The sequence below is a fragment of the Amycolatopsis sp. WAC 04197 genome (assembly GCF_003947475.1).
Lineage (GTDB): Bacteria > Actinomycetota > Actinomycetes > Mycobacteriales > Pseudonocardiaceae > Amycolatopsis > Amycolatopsis japonica.
Window position 1 is genome coordinate 295,476 of record NZ_QHJK01000004.1, and the last position, 23,381, is coordinate 318,856.

General features: G+C 68.4%; 22 protein-coding genes and 1 tRNA gene. 12 read left to right on the forward strand and 11 right to left on the reverse strand.

From position 1 onward, the window contains the following. Nucleotides 1-51: 51 nt before the first annotated feature. The gene (locus tag DMC64_RS18245; RefSeq protein WP_125734477.1) at nucleotides 52-312 is read right to left on the reverse strand and encodes a hypothetical protein; all 261 of its coding nucleotides are present in this window, start codon (nucleotides 310-312) and stop codon (nucleotides 52-54) included. A gap of 174 nt (nucleotides 313-486) precedes the next feature. Between DMC64_RS18245 and DMC64_RS18250 the strand changes: the two genes are divergently transcribed. Both DMC64_RS18250 and DMC64_RS18255 read left to right on the forward strand, forming a co-directional pair. After that, entirely contained in the window at nucleotides 487-1,089 is a 603-nt protein-coding gene (locus DMC64_RS18250) for a nucleotidyltransferase domain-containing protein (protein ID WP_125734478.1), read from the forward strand. Between the two features lie 43 nt (nucleotides 1,090-1,132). Then, nucleotides 1,133-1,489, forward strand: a complete 357-nt coding sequence (locus DMC64_RS18255; protein ID WP_125734479.1) for a hypothetical protein — start codon at nucleotides 1,133-1,135, stop codon at nucleotides 1,487-1,489. 25 nt (nucleotides 1,490-1,514) lie between these two features. Here the strand turns inward: DMC64_RS18255 and DMC64_RS18260 are convergent. Beyond that, nucleotides 1,515-1,588: transfer RNA gene (locus DMC64_RS18260), tRNA-Leu, on the reverse strand. A gap of 125 nt (nucleotides 1,589-1,713) precedes the next feature. On the opposite strand from DMC64_RS18260, the gene DMC64_RS18265 reads away from it, so the two are divergent. After that, nucleotides 1,714-1,935 (forward strand): DUF3618 domain-containing protein, encoded by a 222-nt coding sequence (locus DMC64_RS18265; RefSeq protein WP_005165704.1) that lies wholly within the window; start codon nucleotides 1,714-1,716, stop codon nucleotides 1,933-1,935. A 3-nt stretch (nucleotides 1,936-1,938) separates the two neighbouring features. Here the strand turns inward: DMC64_RS18265 and DMC64_RS18270 are convergent, their stop codons facing one another. Both DMC64_RS18270 and DMC64_RS18275 read right to left on the reverse strand, forming a co-directional pair. Beyond that, nucleotides 1,939-2,349 (reverse strand): hypothetical protein, encoded by a 411-nt coding sequence (locus DMC64_RS18270; RefSeq protein WP_199749982.1) that lies wholly within the window; start codon nucleotides 2,347-2,349, stop codon nucleotides 1,939-1,941. A gap of 233 nt (nucleotides 2,350-2,582) precedes the next feature. After that, nucleotides 2,583-3,140: a TetR/AcrR family transcriptional regulator gene (locus DMC64_RS18275; protein WP_199755033.1), complete on the reverse strand. Its 558-nt coding sequence runs from the start codon at nucleotides 3,138-3,140 to the stop codon at nucleotides 2,583-2,585. Between the two features lie 122 nt (nucleotides 3,141-3,262). On the opposite strand from DMC64_RS18275, the gene DMC64_RS18280 reads away from it, so the two are divergent. After that, on the forward strand, nucleotides 3,263-4,723 hold the full coding sequence (locus DMC64_RS18280) for an NAD(P)/FAD-dependent oxidoreductase (protein ID WP_125734481.1): 1,461 nt from the start codon (nucleotides 3,263-3,265) through the stop codon (nucleotides 4,721-4,723). Between the two features lie 68 nt (nucleotides 4,724-4,791). On the opposite strand, the gene DMC64_RS18285 is transcribed toward DMC64_RS18280, so the two are convergent. From DMC64_RS18285 to DMC64_RS18310, 5 genes are all read right to left on the reverse strand, one after another. After that, nucleotides 4,792-5,262 (reverse strand): helix-turn-helix domain-containing protein, encoded by a 471-nt coding sequence (locus tag DMC64_RS18285; protein ID WP_125734482.1) that lies wholly within the window; start codon nucleotides 5,260-5,262, stop codon nucleotides 4,792-4,794. A 184-nt stretch (nucleotides 5,263-5,446) separates the two neighbouring features. Then, nucleotides 5,447-6,853: an LCP family protein gene (locus DMC64_RS18290; protein ID WP_051972773.1), complete on the reverse strand. Its 1,407-nt coding sequence runs from the start codon at nucleotides 6,851-6,853 to the stop codon at nucleotides 5,447-5,449. 378 nt (nucleotides 6,854-7,231) lie between these two features. Then, a complete protein-coding gene (locus tag DMC64_RS18295) occupies nucleotides 7,232-9,394 on the reverse strand; it encodes a phospholipase A2 (protein WP_125734484.1) in 2,163 nt (720 codons plus the stop codon). Nucleotides 9,395-9,470: 76 nt separating this feature from the next. Next, nucleotides 9,471-10,895 (reverse strand): GGDEF domain-containing protein, encoded by a 1,425-nt coding sequence (locus tag DMC64_RS18300; protein WP_037341564.1) that lies wholly within the window; start codon nucleotides 10,893-10,895, stop codon nucleotides 9,471-9,473. A gap of 386 nt (nucleotides 10,896-11,281) precedes the next feature. Then, nucleotides 11,282-12,496: an MFS transporter gene (locus tag DMC64_RS18310; RefSeq protein ID WP_125734486.1), complete on the reverse strand. Its 1,215-nt coding sequence runs from the start codon at nucleotides 12,494-12,496 to the stop codon at nucleotides 11,282-11,284. Between the two features lie 371 nt (nucleotides 12,497-12,867). Here DMC64_RS18310 and DMC64_RS18315 point away from each other — a divergent pair, with 371 nt between their 5' ends. Continuing rightward, a complete protein-coding gene (locus DMC64_RS18315; protein WP_037342529.1) occupies nucleotides 12,868-13,761 on the forward strand; it encodes an SDR family NAD(P)-dependent oxidoreductase in 894 nt (297 codons plus the stop codon). 174 nt (nucleotides 13,762-13,935) lie between these two features. Here DMC64_RS18315 and DMC64_RS18320 read toward each other — a convergent pair whose 3' ends face one another. Both DMC64_RS18320 and DMC64_RS18325 read right to left on the reverse strand, forming a co-directional pair. Further along, nucleotides 13,936-14,592, reverse strand: a complete 657-nt coding sequence (locus tag DMC64_RS18320; RefSeq protein WP_125734487.1) for a maleylpyruvate isomerase N-terminal domain-containing protein — start codon at nucleotides 14,590-14,592, stop codon at nucleotides 13,936-13,938. Nucleotides 14,593-14,715: 123 nt separating this feature from the next. Further along, nucleotides 14,716-16,581, reverse strand: coding sequence for a long-chain fatty acid--CoA ligase (locus DMC64_RS18325; protein WP_125734488.1), 1,866 nt, complete (start codon nucleotides 16,579-16,581; stop codon nucleotides 14,716-14,718). 149 nt (nucleotides 16,582-16,730) lie between these two features. On the opposite strand from DMC64_RS18325, the gene DMC64_RS18330 reads away from it, so the two are divergent. From DMC64_RS18330 to DMC64_RS18360, 7 genes are all read left to right on the forward strand, one after another. Next, nucleotides 16,731-17,378, forward strand: coding sequence for a transcriptional regulator (locus tag DMC64_RS18330; RefSeq protein ID WP_125734489.1), 648 nt, complete (start codon nucleotides 16,731-16,733; stop codon nucleotides 17,376-17,378). Then, complete coding sequence (locus tag DMC64_RS18335) at nucleotides 17,362-18,543, forward strand: kynureninase (RefSeq protein WP_125734490.1); 1,182 nt, start codon at nucleotides 17,362-17,364, stop codon at nucleotides 18,541-18,543. Before DMC64_RS18330 ends, DMC64_RS18335 begins: the two co-directional genes overlap by 17 nt. Before the next feature lie 241 nt (nucleotides 18,544-18,784). After that, nucleotides 18,785-19,135, forward strand: a complete 351-nt coding sequence (locus tag DMC64_RS18340; RefSeq protein ID WP_125734491.1) for a hypothetical protein — start codon at nucleotides 18,785-18,787, stop codon at nucleotides 19,133-19,135. Between the two features lie 373 nt (nucleotides 19,136-19,508). Then, nucleotides 19,509-22,016, forward strand: coding sequence for a nitrate- and nitrite sensing domain-containing protein (locus DMC64_RS18345; protein WP_125734492.1), 2,508 nt, complete (start codon nucleotides 19,509-19,511; stop codon nucleotides 22,014-22,016). Next, nucleotides 22,017-22,427 carry a roadblock/LC7 domain-containing protein gene (locus tag DMC64_RS18350; protein WP_037341577.1) on the forward strand — a complete coding sequence of 137 codons (411 nt, stop codon included), beginning with the start codon at nucleotides 22,017-22,019 and terminating at the stop codon, nucleotides 22,425-22,427. After that, nucleotides 22,424-22,795, forward strand: a complete 372-nt coding sequence (locus DMC64_RS18355) for a DUF742 domain-containing protein (RefSeq protein ID WP_016336739.1) — start codon at nucleotides 22,424-22,426, stop codon at nucleotides 22,793-22,795. Before DMC64_RS18350 ends, DMC64_RS18355 begins: the two co-directional genes overlap by 4 nt. Continuing rightward, the gene (locus DMC64_RS18360; RefSeq protein WP_026466899.1) at nucleotides 22,776-23,381 is read left to right on the forward strand and encodes an ATP/GTP-binding protein; all 606 of its coding nucleotides are present in this window, start codon (nucleotides 22,776-22,778) and stop codon (nucleotides 23,379-23,381) included. The genes DMC64_RS18355 and DMC64_RS18360 overlap by 20 nt, the downstream gene beginning before the upstream one ends.

The window sequence follows — 23,381 nt, forward strand, 5'->3', positions numbered from 1 at the left end:
GACGCCGACTGTGACCTGGGTCATGATCAAATGCTAGTGAACGGCCTCGGGTTACTTTGGCATGCCGCCGAGAGCATCGAGTTCGTCACCGCTGAATCCGGTCATCAGCGAGACGGCGGCAGAGTCAGAGCCGTTGAGCTGCCCGAGGGCGGCTTTGATCGCGGCATTGATCTCTTCGCGGTGCGCGTCGATGTACTCCCGTACGGCGGCGTCGACGATGTCCTTCTTCGAACGCGACAGGAAGTGGGCCGCGTGGGACACCAGTTCATCGGTCGCGGCGTCGACTTTGATGGGCGCGGTCGCTGCGGCCATGACCGGCTCTCCTCCTGTGGTCTTCATCTGCTCTCGGGTACCAGAGTACCAGCTTCTACCTTGGCCGATCGTTCGTCGATCGCCGACCTCAATAAGGTAGACGTACTATAGTTGAGGTACCAGTACTATAGTTGAGGCTTTGGGAAGTGGAACGTGGACTTGAGCAGGCCGTTGATGACGGTCACCCCCACCGTCGACGGCGACGTGCTCGCCGTCCTCGCCGGCCATGACGGCATCTTCACGACCGGGCAGTTGCATCGCCTGCTGGCCCGGCATTCGGAGGAGGGCATCCGCAAAGTGCTGCGGCGCCTGACGAAGCAGGGTGTCGTCGAGTCCGATCGAGTCGGCAACGCCTTCGCGTACCGGCTCAACCGTGACCATCTCGCGGCGGAACACATCATCGGGCTTGCCAGGATTCAGAAGACGCTTCTGGAGCGCATCGAGGACCGGCTGGAGTCCTGGCAGGTCCCGCCGGTTTACGCCGCGGTCTTCGGCTCGGTGGCACGCGGCGAGATGACGGAGGACAGCGATCTCGACCTGCTGCTGATCCGGCCCGATGACGCGGATGACGACCGTTGGGAAGCGCAGGTCGATGAACTGGCGGTCGAGGTGACCCGCTGGACCGGCAACGACACCCGTCCGCTGGAGTTCACCGAAGCCGAACTCGTCGGCCGCGCGTACGACGAGGCTGTTCTGCACGATGTGGCACGAGACGGACTGACCGTGGCCGGGAGCCGGGCATGGCTGAGCGGTCATCTGCGAAAGAGAAAAGGCTGACGTGCGGATCAGAAGATGCGACGCGAGTGTTCAACGAGGTCGTATGCACAAGGCGACCCAGTTCAACGAGGCGGCGGACATGATCCGCGAACTCGCCGACGAGCATGAGGACATCGCCGACGCGTACGTCACCTTGTGCGTCCACGCCGGTATCGCGGCGTCCGACGTCATCTGCTGTGCCAGGTTGGGCGAACACGCACAGGGCGAGAACCACGACGAAGCGATCGGCTTGCTGGCTCAGGCCGACAAGGAAATCGCGAAGCACTTGAGAACCCTGCTCAAGCTGAAGACCAAGGCGGGTTACAGCCACACGCCGGCCACGGTGGATGAGTTCAAGCGTGCGGGCCGGGCGGCTCAGACGCTGGTCGAAGAAGCTCGTCGGGTGGCCACCGCACGCTGAGGCCACGCGTTCCGAGCAGGTTGGGTGGGCCCGGAGAGACTCGAACTCTCACTGGCACGGACCTAAACCGTGTGCCTCTGCCAATTGGGCTACGGGCCCCCAGTACTGCCCCGAAATCGTAGCGTGCGACACGATCCGCGTTTCTCGGCGTGGCCGGTGCCACGGTGAGGGGTGGCGTCCTCTAACGTGGGCTTCCAGCAAGTCCGTCGCGGCGAGGAGGACACGTGGCTCGCGATCCCGAGACCATCGAGCGTGAGATCGAGCAGGCCAGGAACGCACTGGTGGCCACGCTCGACCAGCTGGGCACGAAGGCGAACCCCGCGAAGCTCGTGGATTCCGCGAAGACCGGTCTGCGCGCGAAGCTGGACGAGCCCAAGGTGAAGTACCCGCTCATCGGCGGGGCGGTGCTGATCGGCGTCCTGCTGATCCGCAAACTCCTGAAGTAGGTCTCAGGAGGTCTGGGCCGCCTTGGCGGGTGTCTTGGCAGGCTCGGACTTCTCCTTGGACTTCGCCTCGTCGACGGCCTTCGGGAGTTCCTTGCCCTGGGGGACCGGAGGCTTGCCGCCGGTCTTCTCCTTGGCCTTGCCGTTCGACGGCGGGGGAACCTCGAGCGGTTCGATCTCCGGGAGCGTCAGCCTCGCCGTCATGTAGGCGGCGGTGAACTCGAGCGCACTGCCGTTCAGCAGGTGCACCACGGTCGAATGTTCCGGCGGGGACAGTTTCTCGACCAGCTGGTCGGCCCGGTCCCGTGCCGCGATGATGCCCGGCGCGCGACCGGTCAGTTCCTTACCGGAGCCGCTGACCGTGACCTTCCAGTCGTCGTCCTCTTGGACGTACGACGCGGTGATCGGTTCGGTCATCCGCCTCACCCCTCTCCTCGCGAGCATGCGTCACTCAATGGACTTCGTCACGCCGCCGTCATGACGCCACTTTCGGGTGGTGGCGCCCCCTCCTGACGGAGGCCGCGACTGTCCATCAGACTTTCTACAGTGTCATCGATACAGTAGGACAACTCTGTGTCACAAGACACTGGCGGCAATGTGCTCTGAGTGACGACCGAATGGCCTAATGCACGAGCATCTTCACAGTCGTTTCAGCGGGCCCTCGACGACAGGCCTGACCAGAGGATGTCCATCGCGTATCCGGTCGCCGTTTCGGGGCTGACGTCCTCGTGCCGTTCGCACCAGATCGCGAGCCGTTCGCACGCCCCGACGACGAACTCCGCGGACGCCTCGGCGCGCAGGTCGTCGGCCTGGTCGAGGTGGTCGCTCATCAGCGCGGCGATCAGGTCGGTCTGCTGGCGGCGGGTCTGCTCGATCTCGTCGGCGGCGCCGGTCCCGATCAGTGCCATCTCGTGGCGGAGCAGTGACCAGGCCTGCCGCCGTTCCCGGATGAAGACGAAGAACGCGAGCAGTCCACGCCGCAGTGCGTCCTCGGCCGACGTCGCGCCGACGGTCGCCCGTTCGGTGACCTCGCGCAGGGCCGCCCGCGACTGCTGGATGCAGGCGAGCAGGAGTCCCTCTTTCGAGTTGAAGTACTCGTAGAGCATCGGCTTGGACACCCCGACGCGTTCCGCGATGTCGTCCATCGACGCCGCGCTGTAGCCGCGATCGGCGAAGACTTCTTCAGCGATTTCGATCATTTGCCGCATCCGCTCTGCTCGTGGCATGCGTTTGCGCTTCGCCGTCGTCACCACAACACTCTACCGAAGGTAACCTACTTCGAGTAAGGTGAACTCCCGGTAACAGGTAATACGAACGAGAGGTCGGGGTCATGGGCAACCGCACCGAGACCGGTGTCGTCATCGTCGGAACCGGCTTCTCCGGCTTGGGCATGGCCATTCAGCTGCGGAAAGAGGGCCGCGAGGACTTCGTCATCCTGGAGAAGGCCGACGACGTGGGCGGCACCTGGCGCGACAACACGTACCCCGGCTGTGCCTGCGACATCCCTTCGCACATGTACTCGTTCTCGTTCGAGCAGAACCCCGGCTGGTCTCGCGCGTACTCGCCGCAGCCCGAGATCTGGCAGTACATGCGCGACGTCGCCGCGAAGTACGACCTGCACCGCTTCATCCGCTTCGGCCAGGAGATGACCGGCGCCCGCTGGGACGCCGACGAGAACCGCTGGCACGTCGCCTCGAAGTCGGGCGACGAGTTCGTCGCGTCCGCGCTGGTCGCCGGCGTCGGCGCGCTGCATCTGCCGCAGATCCCGAAACTGCCCGGCATCGAGCGCTTCAAGGGCCGTGCGTTCCACTCGGCGCAGTGGGAGCACGACTACGACCTCACCGGCAAGCGGGTCGCCGTGGTCGGCACCGGCGCGAGCGCGATCCAGTTCGTGCCTCGGATCGCGAAGGACGTCGCCGAGCTGACGCTCTTCCAGCGGACGCCGCCGTGGATCATGCCGAAGCCGGACCGCGAGATACCCGAAGCGCTCCGGAAGACGTTCAGCTCGGTGCCGCTGCTGCAGCGTGCCTTCCGCGACGTTCTCTACTGGGGCCTCGAAGCCCGCGCGATCGGCTTCAACGGGCAGCCGTGGGTGATGAAGATCGGCCAGCGCATCGCGAAGCGCAACATCTTCAAGAGCGTCAAGGATCCCGAGCTGCGCCGGAAGCTGACGCCGGACTACACCATGGGCTGCAAGCGGGTCCTGGTCTCCAACGACTACTACCCGGCGCTCGCCCGGGACAACGTCGACGTCGTCACCGACGGCGTGAAAGAGGTCCGCGAGCACAGCGTCGTCGACGGCGCCGGCGTCGAGCACGAGGTCGACGCGATCATCTACGGCACCGGATTCCACGTCACCGACGCCTTCGACGACCTGGAGATCATCGGCCGCGACGGGCGCAACCTCGGCAAGGAGTGGGCGACCGAGGGGATGCGGACGTACCAGGGCATCACCGTGTCCGGGTTCCCGAACCTGTTCTTCCTGCTCGGCCCGAACACCGGGCTGGGGCACAACTCCGTGGTGTTCATGATCGAAGCGCAGATCTCGTACGTCGCGCAGGCGCTGCGGCTCGCGCGCGGCAAGGCGCTCGACCCGCGGCCGGAGGCGCAGGAGCGCTTCAACGACGAAATCCAGCGCAAACTCGCCAAGGGCATCTGGACCCAGGGCGGCTGCAAGAGCTGGTATCTCGACGCGAAGGGCGTCAACCGCACGATCTGGCCGGGCTTCACCTGGCGGTACTGGCTCGACACCCGCAAGGTGCGCCGCGAGGACTACGAACTCCTCGGCTGAGGAAAGGGGGAGGGTCCGTGAAAGCCAAGATGGGGGGCATGGCCTTCACGGACCGGGGAACGCCGCGCTCATGAGGGGTTGAGCCGGCGAAGCCTTCCGATGAGATCGACGGTGGGGATGCCGCACAGCTCGGCCATCCGTTCCAGCGCCGCGAAATCGAGGTGGACCTCGGCCGAGCCGTTGTCACCCGATCTCTTGAGCCGGTCGTCGGCCCACCGTCGCAGCGGGAGCAGTTCCTGCTGATCGTCCTTGATCACCAGGCGCAGGTCGATCCGCACCCGGCCCGGTTCGTCCACGAACACGCGCCGATGCACCTTGGCCAGTAGATCCTGTGGCAGCTCGTCCATCGCGACGCACAGTTCGACCAGCCGCACCACGGAACAGTGCCGGGTGCCCAGCTCGTAGGTGGCCAGCGTCTGGAGCGAGATCTCGCTCTGCAGATGCTGGTTCAGTTCCTTGCGTGTCCAGCCACGTTTACGGCGGAGCTTGCGGAGCTCGTCTCCGAGTATCCGCTGATAGCTCTCAGCGTCGATCAGCACTCCCCATCCCCTGCCTTGCCAACCTTCTCCACCGCCCGTCCCGTGTGACAAAACCCGGGACGAGCGCGCTCACGTGTATGAAAGTCGGCAGGGCCGCCGCTCTTACGCGGTTTCGGGGGTGGTTTTCCCATCTATTTTGGCTTGTTGGGCCGAATGGGTGAACAAACCTGGCTCGAAGAGCGCGTCAGTTGACGCAGGGCACACCTTCGGCGGTGATCGGCTTCTCGTCGGACTGCTCGGGCGGCGGAGCCGCGGCCGACGAGCCGGCGGCGTTCTGCGAGGAACCGGAGCCTTCGGCACCGCTCGGCGCCTTGAAGTCCGAGCCGAGGAAGACCATCACGTGCCCGGCCTCGACGCTCTTGTCCTCTTGGACGGTCGGGTTGCCGCCGAGTGCGTCGGCGACCGCCTGGCCCGCCGCCTTCTCACCCTTGGCGACCCAGACCACCGTCTTCTTGCGCGCGCTCGCGGTGGCCGTGTCGCCCGCGGTGAAGCCCTTGTCGACGAGCTGCTTCAGGACCGACGAGGCCAGCCCGTCCCGGTTCGTGGAGTTGCGGACGTCGACCGTGGTCGCCTTGTTGGCCGACTCGGCGGGCGGCGCCTGCTGCTGTTCGCCGGGCTGCGGGCCCGCGAGCCCCTGGACGAAGCTCTTGACCTGTTTCGGGTCGACCTGGATGGCGACGCCGTCGTTCGGCGTCTTGTACTCGATGTTGACGATCGGGATCGTCCGGAACTCGAGCTGACCGCCGGTCAGGCTCTTCATCTGCTGCGCGAACCCGAAGACGTCCCAGTTCTGGTTGAGCACGACCGACTTCTTGATGGCCGTGATCAGGTCGTTGAGCTTGCCCGGGTTCGCGAGCGTGCCCGCCGAGAGCACCTTCCGCGCCATCCCGGCCATGAACACCTGCTGCCGGACGACCCGGTCGAGGTCGCCGCGTGGCAGGCCGTGCCGTTGCCGGACGAAGCCGAGCGCCTCGACGCCGGAGATGGTGTGCGGGCCCTTGGTGAACTTCGCGCCGGAGAACTGGTCGTTGACGTCGTCGTTGAGGCAGACGTCGACCCCGCCGATGGCCTGCGTGATCTCGCTGAAGCCCAGCAGGTTGATGGCGGCGTAGTTGTCGATGGTCGAGCCGGTCAGCTGCTCGACCGTCTTGATCAGTGTCTTCGCGCCTGCCTCGTTGGCCTTCTGGTCGAGTTCCTTCGGGTCGGAGACGCCGTCTTCCTGCAGCTTCTTGCGCTCGTCGAGCATCGCGCGGGCGTAGGCGGAGTTGATCTTGTGCTTGCCGAAGCCGCCGGGGATGTCGACGTAGGAGTCACGGGGGAGCGAGATCGCGACGGCCTTGGAGCCGTCGTTCGGGATGTGCACGAAGATCAGCGAGTCGGTGTTCAGCTCGCCGTCGGCCTGCCCGGCGCGCAGCTGGGCCAGCACTTCCTTCGACAGCGGGTTGCCCTGCGCGTCCGTGCGGCTGTCGAGGCCGACGAGCAGGATGTCGCGGGCGCCGTCCGCGGGTTTGTCGCCTTCGTCCGCGCCGATGCCGACGTTCGCGAACGTCAGACCGTCCATCGCGGCCCACGCGTACCCGGTCAGGCCCATCACCAGCAGCGACACGAGGCCGAGGGCGATCTTGGGGCCGCGGAGCGACTTGCGCCGCGGGGCCGGGCGCCGGGGCGGCTGGCCCGCGGACTGCCGGGCAGGCACCGGGCGGGCTCCACGGGGCGGGGCCGGGCGGGAAGGAACGCGTCCGGGCGCGTCCTGCCTAGGCCGGGCGGGACGTCGATCCCCATGCCCATTCCGAGGCGGGTACTCCACGCGGTCTGCTCCTTCTGGTCGTTACCGGTTCGACGGTCTCTTCAAGGGACGCATGGTGCCTGTTGCGGGTTGTCGCAGGATTACACATCCCCCCGAAGATGTGGCACGCACCACCGGTTTCCTCTCCAGGGTACGGAAATCCCCTGGTCAGCGCCGTGTGGTTCAGGGAAGGACACGCCGGGCCGCGCGGGCGGGGACCAGCGTGGCGGCCGCCGCGAGCATCGCGACGACGATCGTCGCGACCGGCAGCGCGACGGAGGCGGCGCTCACCCGCTCGCCTTCGAGGGCGGTCATCAGGGGCGGCGCGCACGCGACCGCGCAGACCAGCCAGGTCCCGGTCATCCGGCTCGTGCCGTTGCGCACGGTGTGCAGCAGGTACACCCCGAGCAGCAGGTTGACCAGACTCTGGACCGGTCCGAACCGGATCCCGAGGAGGTCGGCGTCGGCCGAGGCGCCGCCGAACCGGGTCAGCGCGAACCCGAACACGCCGAGCATCGAGTACGCCATCCCGACCGTCGCCGCCGCGCGGCAGAACACCATGGCCCGCAGGCCCGGCTCGTCGACCGCCCGCTGCTGGGGCCCCGAATGCCGTTCGAACCACCAGAAGACGAGCACGGCGGGCACGGCGAGCAGGGCCATCGCGAGCAGGACCTTCGGGCGGGCCAGCCAGCTGAGCCCGTCCACGAACGGCCCCGGCAGGTAGACGACCGCCACGAGCAGCAGCATCGCGGAGAGGAAGCCGAGGTACAGACTCATCGGGGCGCGCAGGACGAGACGCGCGGCCGCGGCGATCGCCGGACGTCCGCCGAGCCGGGCCAGCGGCCGGGCGAGCAGGCCGAGGAGCGCGAGCTGCACCAGGCCGAGCAGGAGCACCCCCCACGGCGGGCCCGACAGCGCGGCCGGGGCGCCGGGACCGCCGAGCAGCATCGGTCCTTCGCCGCGGACGGCGACCGTGAGGCCCAGCCCGGCGGCCCCGGTGAACGCCGTCGCCACGAGGACGCCGCGCGACGGGCGGGCACCGGCGGCGTGGGCGAACGCCAGTTGCTGGACGAACAGCGCGAGGAACAACGTCTCCGCGTAACGGGGGACGGCCGAGCCGGACCAGTGCGCGGCAGCTTCGCTCGCCAAGGTCAGCGCCAGCAGCCCGGCGACGGAGGCGGCCCGCGTCCGGTGATACAGCGCCAGCAGCGCCGGCGCGAGGACGACGGTGAGAAGGAAGACGCCGAGCAGCCAGAGCGGATGCAGCGCGATCCGCATGACCGTGGCGTTCGTGCCCGTCGGGATCCCCAGCACCTCCAGCGCGAGCGGGACGACCAGCGCGACCACGGCGAAGATCAGCGCCGGGCGCAGCAGCGGGCTCGCCCGGTCGGCGAGGTACTGCGGGTAGCGGCCGCCGCTCGCGCGGATCGACCGCCAGCCCGCCTCGTTGATCCGGCCGACCGCGAAGAAGATGAGCGGACAGAGCTGGGCCAACCAGGTGAACGGCCACAACGACCGCTCCGGCGCCCCCGCCCAGTGCGCGAGCGCGACGGCGGATTCGCCGAGCACCATGAGCGCGACCCCGGCGACGCCGAGCAACGCCCATCGGCCGACCGGGACGACCGGCCGCGGTTCGCGGGGGAGCGTGACGGCCGTCCGGCGGGTGCGGACCCAGCCGCGGAGGCGGAACACCAGCAGCGCGCCGATCACCAGCACGCCGACGATCATCGGGCCGAGCGGGTCGCCGACCGGCGGACCCCAGCGCTGATGCCAGGAGTTGAGCACCAGACCGGCGGTGTAGAGGGAGGCGACGACGTCGCACGTGCCGCGTGAGTCCATCGGGTTGAGGACGCAGGCGTTGTGCATGTCGGCGGAGAGCCGGTCGTCGAGTGCGGCCCGCGCCTCCTGGCCGAGTGGGTGCCCCTTGCGTTCGGCGTAGCGAAGGATGTCGTAGCCCAGGTCGTGGGCCTTGCAGGGGACCGCGTAGTCCCACTTGGTGTTGTCGTCGCCCCAGGGCGCCGAGCAACCGCCGTCGGTGTGGACGGCGCGCACGGTGCCGTCCCGCGCCGTCATCACCCCCGGGGTGATGCCGCTGACCGCGGTGAAATCGGCGGGGAGTTCGGCGATCACGTTCTCGACCGGGCCCGGCCGCACCAGCGCGTCGACCGCGTTCTGCGCGGCGAGGAGATCACCCGTCGGTGGCCCCTGGTCCGGCGGCGAAGCGGGTCGTGACGCGATCAGACCGAAACCGAACACCAGCACCGTGACCAGCAGTAACCAGCCCGACGTCGACCATGGCCGCCGGATCCGGGCAGGTCGAGCGGCGGCGTCGGCTGTCGCTGGCATGGGATCAAGGGTGCCATCCGCCGATCGGGGCCGACATCCGGATAACCCCCGGGTTCACCCACCGGGTGTCCCTGAGTCAGGTGGCGGGCCGGTCGACGTCCTGGGCGAAGCGCACCTGGTTCCGGCCGTTCTCCTTGGCCACGTAGACGGCGGCGTCGGAGGCGTGCAGGAGTTCTTCCAGGGATTCACCGTGACGAGGGAACAGTGCCGCCCCGATCGAGGTCGTGCGGCCCGAGATGGTCACCCGGCTGCCCCTTTTGTCGGTAGTCACTATATGCAGTTCGGCGATAGCGCTGCGCACTCGCTCGGCGGCGAGTTTGGCCGCCGTTTCGTCGATATCCGGCAGGAGTACGAGGAATTCCTCGCCACCGAACCGGCCGATGACGTCGGCGGGCCGGGTGACCTCGTCCAATTTCCGCGCCACATCGCGGAGGACGTCGTCGCCCGCCGGGTGTCCATATGTGTCGTTAATCCACTTGAAGTGGTCGAGATCAATCATCAGAAGTGCCAGGTTGTCGTCCGATCGGGCGGTCCTTCCGAGCGCCCGATCGGCCGACTCCGACCATCCGCGCATGTTGAGAACACCGGTTTTCGGGTCCGTCCGCGCGTCGTTTTGCAGTTGGTCGATCTCGGCGAGGCGATTGAACACCACCGTCACCACGGCCATCACGATCACCATCGGTGGCATGATCAACAGCAGTACCGCGGTGACCGCGCCGAGGCCGATCGTGATGGCCTCCAGCAGGTTGTCCGCCGCGTTGCCGAGCACGGTGGACAGTGACGGCCGCTTCGGCGAGCCGATCGCGAGGATGCCGCCGATGTAGGCGATCTGCACCGCTTCGAAGACCATCCCGGTGACGATCAGGACACCGAACTCGCCGAGGGTGTCCCAGCCGGAGATCCTTCCCCATTCATGCGGCCCGAACGCGGCGAAGGTGAGCGAGGCCAGTGTCACCGAAACGCCGTGCGTGACCGACGAGAACACGAAGTTGTGCGCGGGACGCCGGGCGATGAACCAATGCTGGATCCGGACGATCGCGATGATGGAAAGCGTCAGCGAAAGCGGCAGGATGACCGCGGCCGGAAATGTCCAAACCGCGGTGAGGTCGATGAGGACGGTACGACTTCGATCGCGTCGTCTTTCTTCTTGACGCTGAGTGAGCTGAATATGTGCCGTGGCGCCGACGGCGAGAATGGCGAAACGAACCCAGTCGATTCTTCCCGGATTCGTGGAATTCATCGTCGCGACGACCATGATCGCGATTCCGATGGCCTCCATCGCGAAAAGGAACGCGATGAACCGCTTCGGCCGCTGCCACAGCGCCCACGCCCTGGGATCGTAGGGATGGCGCTCCGGCGGTCCGGCCTGGTCACCTTCCGGGCTTGCCTGCCCGCGTTCGGTCACCGGTACACCGCTGTCCGCGGCGGCCGCGGCCGTTGCGCCGTCAAGGTCGCCGGTGCCGTCACCGTGCTGGCGACGGTCGCCGGTCTCGGCTGGCAATTGCTACCTCTTTTCCGCCCGGACGGCACGGCTGAGTAATCTCACCGGTACCGACTGATACACCGTTCGTATTCCACGGCCGGTATCATCCCATCGCAACAGTTGTCCGACACCGGCAAGGGTGCCCGCGAACACGGACCGGAGGTGGCAATCGTGTCCCGTGATTTCTGATCTTGGCAGCTGAATGTTTTTCGAGACGCGTCGCGGAAGGGGTGACGGATAGTGTCCAGTCGTGACTTCTGAGCCCGGACAAGGTATTAGTTCGCAGCAACGAGGAGGCCGGGAGGTGTCGGACAGTGTCGAGCCGTGACTTCTGATCGAGTGTCGTTTCTTTTCGCCCACGTGGTGAAGGGCCGAGCGTGGAAGCAGTGTCGAGTGTGGATTCCTCATGACAGCAACGGTTCCGGGCTGGATCCGTTGATGTGGCCCCAGCTGAGCGCGACCAGTACGGCCAGCAGCAGGCCGACCACGCCTGCCAGCGCGATGGCCGAGGTCGCGGCCCCGAGCCGATCGGCGGCGAGTCCGCCGAGTCCCGCCCCTATTCCTTGAGCCACCCGCAATCCCGTGCGGTACACCCCACCCGCACCGCCCCGGAGTTCGTTCGGGACCCACGTGATGAACGTGGCGCTCACCGTGATCAGGTACGCCCCCGCGGCACCCGCCGCCGCCAGCAGGAGCAACGCCGGAATAAGCCCCGGCTTGAGCGCGAAGGCGATCAGGGCGACCATCGGTAGTGCCGCCAGCACGCCGAGCAGCTTCCTTCGTTGTTCCGCCGAGACGAATCGGGACAGCAGGAACGCGCCGATCACGAATCCCAGCGGATCGGCGGCCAGCAGCCAGCCGACGGCTTGTTTCCCCACACCCATCTCCGCGGCGAGCGGCGCGGCCAGCCCTTCGGGGATGACGGCCAGGCCGACCAGCCACGAGAACCAGATCAGCACCCTCAGATGGCGGTTGCCGAAGACCTGCTTCACCGCGCCGAACCAGCTGCCGTTGCCATCGGACGCCGCCGCCCGCCGGGAAACCGAGAAGCGGACCACGGCCGCGCTCAGCAGGAACGTCGCGGCGTCCAGTGCCAGCGCCCAGCTCGCCCCGACGTGCGACACCAGCAGACCGCCGCCCGCCAGCCCGAGCAGCATCGCGGTGTTGGTCGAGATCCCCCGGATGTCCTGGCTCTTCAGATAGAGGTCGTCGTCGGTGAACACCTCGCGGGTCAGCGCGTTCTGCGCCGCGTTGCCGGGCGCGTTCGCGAGCCGGGCCAGCACCACCAGTCCGCACAACAGGGCGAGCGGGGTGCCGGGGATCGCCATGATCGCGATCAGCACGCCCTGGATCAGGGACGAGACGACGAGGACGGTGCGCCTCGGGTAGCGGTCGGCCAGCTGGGAGAGGCCGAGACCGCCGGCGAGCGCGGGCAGGAAGGTCAGGGAGTAGACCACCGCGGACAGCAACGCGGAGCCGGTCCGGTCGTAGACGAGGATCGCCAGCGCCACGATGGTGAGCTGGTCCCCGATGAGGGACTGCACCTCGGCGAGCCAGAGTGCGCGGAACTCGCGGTTCGCCAGGGCGGCGGTCATCCGCGGCGCCGCGTTCATCTTCACTGCGTGACCACCTCCCCCCGATCGGGTGAACTTGCTTTCCTCGCATTCTTGCCTGCCGTGTTACGTGGTCAGCGAGGGAGTCACAGTTGCCGTCCCGCCGGACAACGTTCAGTATGCCTCCGGCTACAGCGAGACGAACAGAAGACCGGCCGATCCTTCGCCTGTTGGGCCGATCGGGCTACGCCGTCTGACCGGTGGGTGATGTCGGCCTGACTCGTCCGCGGGTATCTCCGCGCCGATCGCCCCGCCCTCGCTCGGCGCAGCCGGGCCGCCGTTCGCCGCCGCCGGAGGTCCGGCTGGGCCGAATGGTCCAACACTGAGTAGAGACCGGTCTGGAGGTGGAGGCCGGCTGGGTCAAAGGGGTGAAGGCGATGAACGGTTTGCTCGACGACAAGGCCGTCGTCGTGACCGGGGCGGGTCGGGGCCTCGGCGAGGCGTTCGCGGTGCACGTGGCGAGGGCGGGCGGGGCCGTCGTGGTGAACGACATCGACGCCGAACTCGCCGAACGGACGACGGAGAACATCCGCCGGTTCGGGGGCAGGGCGGTCGCCAGCGGCCACAGCGTCGCCGATCCGAAGCAGGCGCAGGAGATCGTGGACCTCTGTCTCGCGGAGTTCGGCGCGATCGACGGGCTGGTCAACAACGCGGGCCTGAACTACGAGGCGCTGCCGTGGGAGGACGACGTCGAGCAGGCGCGCGAACTGGTCGAAGTGAACGTCCTCGGCGTCATGTACACCGGGCTCGCCGCGATCAAGGCGATGGTTTCGCGGGGCACGCCCGGCTCGATCGTCAACATCTCGTCCGGGGCGTCGCTCGGGCAGCGCAAGCTCGGCGTGTACGCCGCCAGCAAGGGCGCCGTCGCTTCGCTGACCTACTCCTGGGCGCTCGACCTGGAGGAGAGCGGGATCCGGGTGAACGCGGTCTGCCCGCTCGCGCACACCCGGATGGTGTGGAAGTCCGAACGGTCGCTGCGGGCCTGCCCGCCGGACCGGACGCCGTCACGGATCGCGCCGGTCGTGCTCTTCCTGCTCGGCTCCGGATCCGACGGGATCACCGGGCAGATGATCCGCTGCAACGGGCCGCAGCTGCACGTCATGGGCCAGCCGTATCTGAAGCAGCCCATCCTCGAGCGGCCGGTGTGGGACACCGAGACCGTGCAGCGCGCCTTCGACGAGGTCTTCAGCGCGCACCTGGAGAACTACGGCCTCGAAAAGCGGGTCCCGCCGCGGCTCCGCAAGTGGACGGAGTCGACCCGAACCGCCTGACACGCGTGATCAGACGGACGACACGCGTGATCAGACGGACGACACGCGTGATCAGGCGGCGAACTCACGTGATCGGAGACGGAACGCCTCCAATCACGCGAGTCACGCCTCCAGTCACGCGTGTCGTCCGTCCAGTCACGCGAGTTCGCCGTCCAGTCACGCGTGTCGTCCGGTTTAGCCGATGACGAAGGGCAGCTTCGCGGCCAAGTCGCCGAGGGCGGCCTTCTCGGCGTCGGTCGCTTCGCGGCGTCCGGTGCCGACCAGGAGCGCGTCGGTGTCGGAGAACGACTCGGGGAACTTCTCGCCGGTCCGCTCCTCCAGGATCCGCCGCGTCTCGGCGAGGCCGTCGGCGGCGGGGCCGTCGAGGTGCGGGAGATGTGCGACCAGGTCGAGGTGGTGCAGCGTCCACTCCAGGACGTACGCGGAAAGGAAGTCGCCCGCGGTCAGGACGATGTCGCGGGTGGCGACCCGGGCCGCCGGGTCGGCGAGAGTGGCGGCCCGGCCGGCGGCGGAACCGACGTCGTCGAGGTGGAACTTGAGCAGCCGCGGCTCCTGGTACGCGGCGGCGAGCCGGACGATCAGCGCGTCGAGGTCGTCCTCACCGGTGGGCGGTTCGTGGGAGACCTCCCAGTAGGTGACCGCGTCGCGCGTCGGTTCCGTGTCGGCGGGGGTGGCGAGGGTGATCAGCACGTCCTGGGCGTCGATCACGAGGTGACACGCCAGGTCCCGTACCAGCCAGCCGGCGCAACCGGACGGTTTGTCGAAGTCTTCGTCGGGGGTTTCGGCGACGGCGGCGAGCAGCGCCGCCCAAGATCGGGAAAAGAGATCCACGGCGGCAAGTTAGCAGCGGTCGCCGATCGGTCGCGACTCCTTTCGGCCCGGTGCGCGTGCAATGAACGGTCCTTTCCTTGCGAATTTCGCAAGGAAAGGACCGTTCCTGGCACGCGCGAGAGGTCAGGAGCCGGCGGCAGGGGCGGGTTCGGGGGTGGTGGCCGCGTACAGATCCGCGATGGTCGGCGCGTACCGGTCGTTGATGATCCGCCGCTTCAGCTTCAAAGTCGGCGTCACTTCGCCGGTTTCCGGCGTCCACGCCTTGGGGATCACGTGATACCGCTTGATCTGCTCGATCCTGGCCAGCCGCGCGTTCGCCGCCTCGACGGCCTTCTCGATCTCCGCGCGGACCTCGGCGTTGTCGGCGAGCGATTCGCCCTCGGCGAGCTGGATGCCGTTCGCGGTCGCCCAGCCCGGCGCGATCTCGTCGTCGACGACGATCAGCGCCGTGACGTACGGCCGTTTCTCGCCGATCGCGACGGCCTGCCCGATCAGCGGGTGTTCCTTGAGCAGCCCTTCGATCTTCGTCGGGGCGATGTTCTTGCCGCTCGAGGTGATGATCAGTTCCTTCTTGCGGTCGGTGATCGTGACGAAACCGCGTTCGTCGATCGTCCCGATGTCGCCGGTGGCGAGCCAGCCGTCGGCGTCGACGTCCGGTTTGATCGTGCCGTCCGCCTGCAGGTAGCCGAGGAACACGATCGGGCCGCGGACGAGGAGTTCGCCGTCTTCGGCGACCTTCACCTCGATACCTTCCAGCGGGCGGCCGACCGAACCGGCCTTGAACGCCGTCGGCGTGTTCGACGTGACCGCGCCGGTGGTCTCGGAAAGTCCCCAGACCTCCTGGATCTCGACGCCGAGCCCGGCGATGAAGTACAGGATCTCCACCGGCAGCGCGGCGGCGCCGCTGGAGGCGACCTCGATCTGGTCGAGGCCCAGCATCGCCCGCACCGGCGCGAGCGCGGCCGCGTCGGTCTGCGCGATCTTCTCCGCGAGTTCCGGTGGCACCTCTTTGCCGTCGCTGCGCAGTTTGTAGCCCTGCTGCAGCAGTTCGTTCGCGCCGATCAGGCCGTTCCGCTTCTCCTCCGGCAGCGAGCCGAGCAGGTTCTTCAGGCCCGCCACCATCTTTTCCCACACGCGCGGGACACCGAAGAAGCTCTTCGGGTGCACCTGGCCCAGCGCGCCGACGACGCCCGTCGGATCGCCGACGGTGTGCACGTGCCCGGCCCACACGATCGGCATGTAGATCGACAGTTCCCGTTCGGCGATATGCGCGAGCGGCAGATACGCGATGTTCGTGGCGTGCATCGGGGAGTCGTGCAGCTTCTGGACGGCGACGGCCTGGTAGATCGCGTTGCGGTGCGACAGCACGACACCCTTGGGGTCGCCGGTGGTACCCGAGGTGTAGATCATCGACAGCGGGTCGTCCGGCGTGATCGCGGACCACGCCGTCTCGAACGCCTCCGGGTCGGCCGCGTGCGCTTCGGCGCCCGCCGCGCGAAGGTCGGCGAAGGACAGGAAACGCTTGTCGTCCTGGGGAATCACGGACGCGTCGAGCAGCACGACGTGCCGAAGCGCGGGAAGGTCGTCGAGGACCTGGGACCAGCGGTCGAGTTCGTCGGCACCGGCGAGGACGACGACGCCGGCGGCGCTGTGCCGGGCGACGAACCCGATCTGCTCCGGGCTCAGCGTCGCGTACGCGGTGCAGGGGATCGCGCCGAGATGTGCGGCGGCGAGGTCGGCGATCAGGTGTTCCGGGCTGCTCGGCGCCATGATCAGCATCCGGTCGCGGACGCCGAGCCCGAGACCGGCGAGCCCGCGGGACACCTCCGCGATGGCGGTGCGGAATTCGGCCCAGGTGAGGGTCGGCTTGCCCTCGACGTCGAGTGACGTCACCGCCGGCAGGTCACCGAACTCCTGGGCGTTGCGGTGAAGCAGGGCGGGGATGGTCTGGCCTTCGATCTGCTCGGCGACGGTCGGCTGGGTGGTCAACGCTGGCCTCCTCGATGCTGCCTGATCAGGCACACTGTAAGGGCTGTCGGCAGTGCTGGATAGAGAATCGCGGCCACGGTTGCGCTACGCGAAATGTCCACCTTTTCCGTTTTCACCGCGTGAGCCCCGAACAAGGAGGAGCCTCGACGATGACCGGTTCGGCACGCGAGTTGATCGACGCGGTCCAGGCGGAACTCGCCCCCCGCGACGGCGAGAACAGGCTGGTCCCGGCGGTCGAAGCGGGCGAGGCGCCGCGGGCGGTCTTCGCCGCGATCGCCGAGGAGGAGTACCGGATCGTCCGCAGCGATTGGCGCAGTTTCCTGCACCTCGCCTCGCGTGCGGGGGAGCGGAACGCGAGGGAGTTCTTCGCGGCCTTGGCTTCGGGCGAGGGGCTGGCGCTCGGCAAGCTGGCGGCGCTCGCGGAGGAATCGCCCGATTTCGAGCCGCGCGCGGGCTGCCAGGCGTATCCGGCGTTCGTCGCCTGGCTGGCGCTCAACGGCGAACCGGCGGACGTCATCGTGGCGATCGTCGCGAACTTCGCCGCCTTCGGCCGGTACTGCGCCGCGATCGCCGCCGCGATGCGCGAGCGGTACGGCTTCGACGACGAGGCCTGCGCCTTCTTCGACTTCTTCGGCGCGCCGTCGCCCGAGCTCGAAGACCTGGCCGTCCGCGCCGTGCAGGTCGCGCTCGACGCCGGTGAACTGTCCGAAAAGGACGCTCGGACACACGCGCGGCTCTTCCAGTCGTACGAACTGGACTTCTGGAACACACTCGCCGACGATGGTGGCCGTGACTGACCTCGTAGCCGAGGCCGCGGCGCTGGACGCGGCCGATCCCTTGGCGCACAAGCGAAACGACTTCGACCTCGACGCGGACGTGGCCTATTTCGACGGCAACTCGCTGGGCGCCCCGCCGAAGCACGTGGCCGGTAGGCTCGCCGCGGTCGTCCGCGAGCAATGGGGCGGACGGCTCATCCGGTCCTGGTCGGAGGGCTGGTGGGAGGCTCCGGTACGGGTCGGCGGGCGGATCGCGCCGCTGGTGGGCGCTGCGCCGGGGCAGGTCGTCGTGGCGGACTCGACGAGTGTGAACCTGTTCAAGGCGCTGGTCGCCGCCACCCGGCTCCAGCCCGGCCGCGACGAGATCCTCGTCGACGCCGACACCTTCCCGACCGACGGCTACATCGCCGACGAGGCCGCCCGGCTGACCGGGCGCACGGTACGCCGGGTGGTCGCCGAGGACATGCCCGCCCAGGTGAGCGAGCGGACGGCCGTCGCGCTGATCAACCACGTCGACTACGTCACCGGGCGCGCGCACGACATGGCCGGGCTGACCGCGGCACTGCACCGTGCCGGGGCGCTGGCGCTCTGGGACCTCTGCCACAGCGTCGGCGCGCTGCCCGTCGAGCTGGACGCCACAGGGGTGGACCTCGCCGTCGGCTGCACCTACAAATTCCTGAACGGCGGCCCCGGCGCGCCCGCTTTCCTTTACGTGGCGACGAAATGGCTGGACCGCTTCGACCAGCCGCTGGCGGGCTGGGCCGGCGACCGGGACCCGTTCGCGATGCGGGGCGCGTACGAGGCGCACGCCGGCATCGAGCGCGGCCGCGCGGGCACGCCCGACATGCTTTCGCTGCTCGCGCTCGACGCCGCCCTCGACGTCTGGGACGGCGTGGACCGCGGCGTGCTGCGGGAGAAGGGCCTCGCGCTCGGTGACTTCTTCTTCCGGTGCGCGGACGAGCTCCTCGACGGCGCGAAGATCCCGACCCCGCGCGGCCGGGACCGCGGGCACCAGATCTCGGTGATCGACGACGACGCGGCCGAGACGATGGCGGCCTTGATCGACCGCGGGGTGATCGGGGACTTCCGCCCGCCGAACGTGCTGAGGTTCGGGCTCGCGCCGCTCTACACCACGTACGGCGAGGTGCTCCGCGCCGTCACGACGCTGCGGGAGCTCCGCGGCTGAGCGCGGAGTGATACCCGGTGTGGTGAAAATGGTGAACCGCATTCGGAAATGGGTGGCAAATAGGTGATCGCCTCGCCCCGGCGGGGGAGAACGGGCGATCTTTCGCGAATCCGCTGTTAATCTCGACATTCGCTCTCGCCGCGAGTGTGACGTAGATCCTTCCCCTGTGGCGTAAGGAAAACCCGCGCCGCCCGTCTCACCCGTGAGGCGCGGGCCACGGCGCCTGGAGAAGGAGGGGATCGTGTCGTTCACCTATGTCGTCGTCGCCGTGTTCGGTGTCGCCTCCGGTTTTCTGCTCAACGAATTCGGCTCCCGGTACCCGGTGGAGACGGTTCTCGTCGCCATCCTGATCTGCGGGGTGGCGACCCTGTGCTGGGCGGGCGTCCGGATGCTGCGGGAGGCGTCCGGACGGGTCGAGGCGCTCATCGACGACGAGCTCGGCCGCACCGAGGAAGATCATTTCGCTGAATCCCCGGTGATAAGCGTCGGCAATTCTGGATTCCGTGGCGCGAAGGGTGTTACGACGGCGTTCCTCCGTGGTGATGTCGTTCGCAAACCGAACGGTATGTGGAGCCCTCGTCCGAAAGCGTGAGCGACGTCACGGCGAGTAGTTTTCGTCGACTTTTTCGCCGGGACGCGGACGCCGTGAGGTGTGACTTGATCGTGTCCGAAGAGTGCCGATCAAGCCGCTGCCTGCGCTAAACCGCCAGGTGATCTACTGGTGGGTCACTTAGCCGGGCGTCCCGTCCCACGTGGTGGACTTTCCTGGTCCGTCCGCCTCTTGTCAGCAGGTCACGGCCATACGCGACTACCCTTCGCGTCCGGACTTGACTCACCCGTTTGGGTCTCCTAGCGTCTTCGCGGGCGGAGCGGACCACGCTGTGTTGATCCGGCTATCGGATCCCGCGGGTATGAGATCCCCGGCGACCCGACACCAATAACTGCCGGAAGGAAAACGGACCACGGTGAAGCAGATTTCCCTTGGACGAGGCCGCGGCTCTTCGATTCGTTCGCGCGTTCTGACGATCGCGCTCATTCCGAGCATCGCGCTGATGCTGGTCGGTCTGGCGATCGGTGGGTACCTGATCTTCGACGCGGTCAATGGCCGTGACTACGCGCAGCGGATCCGTGACTCGGAAGCCCCTTCTCTCCCCTTCTTCGTCCAAGTACAGGAAGAGCGGCGCCTGGCGCTGCGCGAGCTCGCCGGCGACCGGTCGCAGCACGCCACGCTCACCGAGCAGCGCGCCAAGACCGACGCCGCCGCCCAGGGTGTCGCCGCGCATCTGCAGAAGTTCATCGGGGACTCGCCCGACAGCGTGCAGCGCAACATCGCCACGCTGAACGGGCTCCTCCAGAAGATGCCGCAGATCCGGCAGTCGGCCGACTCCGGCCAGCTTCCGCTGCTGGACGCCTTCACCTTCTACAACCAGATCCTCGACCAGTTCGTCGACGGTCTGACCGGGCTGGCCCAGGACGCGCCGAACGCCGAGAACGCGTATCAGCGGATCACGGCGGTCCCGCTGTTCACCGCGATCGACCAGATGCAGCGCGCGAACGCCCTCGCCGCCGCGGCCGTCGCGGGCGGCGGCTTCACCGACGAGACCTACCGCGCGTACGTCACGGAGGTCGGTTCCTACCGCTCGCAGCTGGAGTCGTCGGTCTCGCGGATGCTCCCGGACGTCAAGGCGAAGTTCGACCAGCTCGTCGCGAGTGATCCGTGGAAGGCCGTCAACACGGTCGAGAACACCTTCCTGCAGAACAGCAAGGCCACGCTCCCCATCCCCGAGCAGACGTGGCTGCAGGCCGCGCGCGGCGTCAGCGACGCGATGATGCGCGGCTTCGTCGAGCAGAGTGGTACGGCCACGACGCAGGCGGTCGACGACGCCGACCGGACGCTGATCACGTCGGCCATCGCCGCGGCCATCGCGCTGCTGGTGGCGATCGGCGTGTTCGTCATCGCCCTGCGGCTGTCGAACCGGCTCATCGGACGGCTGGCCCGGCTGCGCGAGGACACCCTCGACGTCGCCGAGATCCGGCTGCCGGAACTGGTGGACCGGGTGCGCGCGGGTGAACCCGTCGACCTCGACGACAAGGGTCACTTCCTCGACCACGGCGACGACGAGATCGGCCAGGTCGCCGAGGCCTTCAACAAGGCGCAGCAGACCGCCATCGCGGCCGCCGTCGAAGAGGCGAGGACCCGTGAGGGCACCAAGACGGTGTTCCTCAACATCGCGCACCGCAGCCAGGTCATCGTGCACCGCCAGCTCAAGGTGCTCGACCAGGCCGAGCGCAAGCAGGAGGACCCGGAGCAGCTGGACACGCTATTCCAGCTGGACCACCTCTCCACCCGCGCCCGCCGCAACGCCGAGAACCTGATCATCCTCGGTGGCGGCCAGCCCGGCCGTCAGTGGCGCAAGCCGGTGACGCTCGCCGAGCTGACCCGCGGCGCCTCGGCCGAGACCGAGGACTTCGCCAGGGTGAAGACGGCGAAGATGCCCGCGATGGCGGTGCAGGGCCCGGTCGTCGGCGACCTCGTGCACCTGCTCGCCGAGCTGATCGACAACGCGACCTCGTTCTCGCCGCCGCAGTCGCGTGTCGAGCTGCGGGGCAACGTGGTCGGCAAGGGTGTCGTGATCGAGGTCGAGGACCAGGGCCTCGGTATCGAGCCCGAGCAGGCCGCCGAGCTGAACGCGATGTTGGCCGATCCGCCGGACTTCGGCATCATGGCGTTGTCAGCCGAGCCACGGCTGGGCCTGTTCGTGGTCGCGCGCCTCGCCGCACGGCACGGGATCTCCGTGCACCTGCGCGAATCCGCGTACGGCGGCACCAGGGCCATCGTGCTCGTCCGCACCGACCTGCTCGCGCCGGTCCCGTCTGATGAGCCGGAGGACGAGGTGGACCCCGAGAGCACCGAGGTGCCGGAGGCCGCGCCGCTGCTTCCGGGCCGTCGTGCCCGCCACCGCACCGAGTTCCCCGCGGAGCGGCCCGAGCTGCCCGTGCCGATGCCGGTCGCACCGCAGCCCCAGCCCCAGGCTCAGCAGGGGCCGGAGCAGTCCGGAGGCGTTTTGCCGCCGCTGCCCCCGCGCCCGCCGCGCGTGCCCCGGCCGGAGACGCCGCGGCCCGAGCCGATCCGCCCGGAACCCGCGCGTGCCGAGGCCCGTCCGCAGCCGGTGCAGCCGCCGGCGTGGCCACCCGCCGACACCCGGCCCCAGGACGGCCGTCCGCCGCAGACCCGGCGGCCCGGCCCCGAGGCGCCCGGCAGGCCACCGCTGCCGCAGCGCCGTCGTCAGGCGAACCTGGTCCCCCAGCTGATGGAGGACCGGCCAGCCGCCCAGCGCGAGGACGTCCGCGAGGACACCCCCGAGCTGGCCAGGAACCGGCTCGCCGCGTTCCAGCAGGGCACGCGCCGCGCCCGGGACACCGAACCCACCGACGACTACACCGACCTCGACATGTACGGAGATCGTGACTAGATGGCCAACGCGGGAGTCAGTGAACTCGACTGGTTGCTGGATGACCTGGTCAAGCGCGTCAGCGGAGCCGACAGGGCGGTAGTCCTGTCCTCCGACGGCCTGCTCATCGGACGGTCCGGGAACCTGTCGGAGCAGGACGGCGAGCACCTGTCCGCGGTCGCGTCGGCGTTCCAGAGCCTCGCTCGGGGCACGGGACGGCACTTCGGCGGCGGCAACGTCCGTCAGACCATGGTCGAGATGGACCACGCCTTCCTGTTCGTCACCGCGGCAGGCCGCGGCGCGTGCCTCGCGCTGCTGGCCAAGGAGGACGCGGACATGGGCCTCGTGGCCTACGAGATGAACCTGATGGTCAAGCGGGTCGGCGCGGTGCTCACCTCGGCGCCCCGCGCCGCGACTCCCACTTCGCCATGAGCGGACGGCACGAGTCGTGGTTCGAGGAGGAGGCCGGGCCGCTGGTCCGGTCGTACGCCGTCACGGGCGGGCGCACCCGCTCGGACACGCTCGGCCTCGACCTGATCACCCTGGTGGTCGCCATGCGCTCCTCGCACGAGGTCGCGGGCTTCGAGCCGGAGTACGGGCGGATCCTCAACCTGTGCCAGAGACCGACGTCCGTCGCGGAGGTCGCCGCGCGTATCGATCTGCCGTTGCCGGTGGTGAAGGTGCTGCTGAGCGACCTCATCGAACAGAACCTCGTGCTGTTCCGCACCGCGACCCCGGTCACCGACACCCCCAACAAACACGTACTCCAGGCGGTTCTTGATGGCATCCGGAAACTCTGAGCCCCGGCGATCCTTGACCGCGAACGCGGTCAAGGTCCTCATCGCCGGCGGGTTCGGGGTCGGTAAGACCACGATGGTCGGTTCGGTCAGCGAGGTTCCCCCGCTGCGCACCGAGGAGGTCATCACCGCGGCGTCCGAGGGCGTCGACGACCTCACCGGTGTCGAGAAGAAGACGACCACCACGGTGGCGCTGGACTTCGGCCGCATCACCATCAACCCCGAGCTGATCCTGTACCTGTTCGGCACGCCCGGGCAGGACCGGTTCTGGTTCATGTGGGACGAGCTGGCCGAAGGCGCGCTCGGCGCCGTCGTGCTGGCCGACACCCGGCGGCTCGACAGCTGCTTCGCGGCCGTCGACTTCTTCGAGCGCCGCGGGCTGCCGTTCGTCGTCGCCGTCAACTGCTTCGACAACGCGTACCGCTACGGCACCGAGGAGGTCCGGCAGGCGCTCGACGTCGGCATGGACGTCCCGCTGCTGCTGTGCGACGCGCGGGAACGCGAATCGACGAAGCAGGTGCTGACCGTGCTGATGGAGCACGTGCTGGCGCTTTCGGATCTGGCCGCCGGGTTGCCGCAGGGCCGCTGA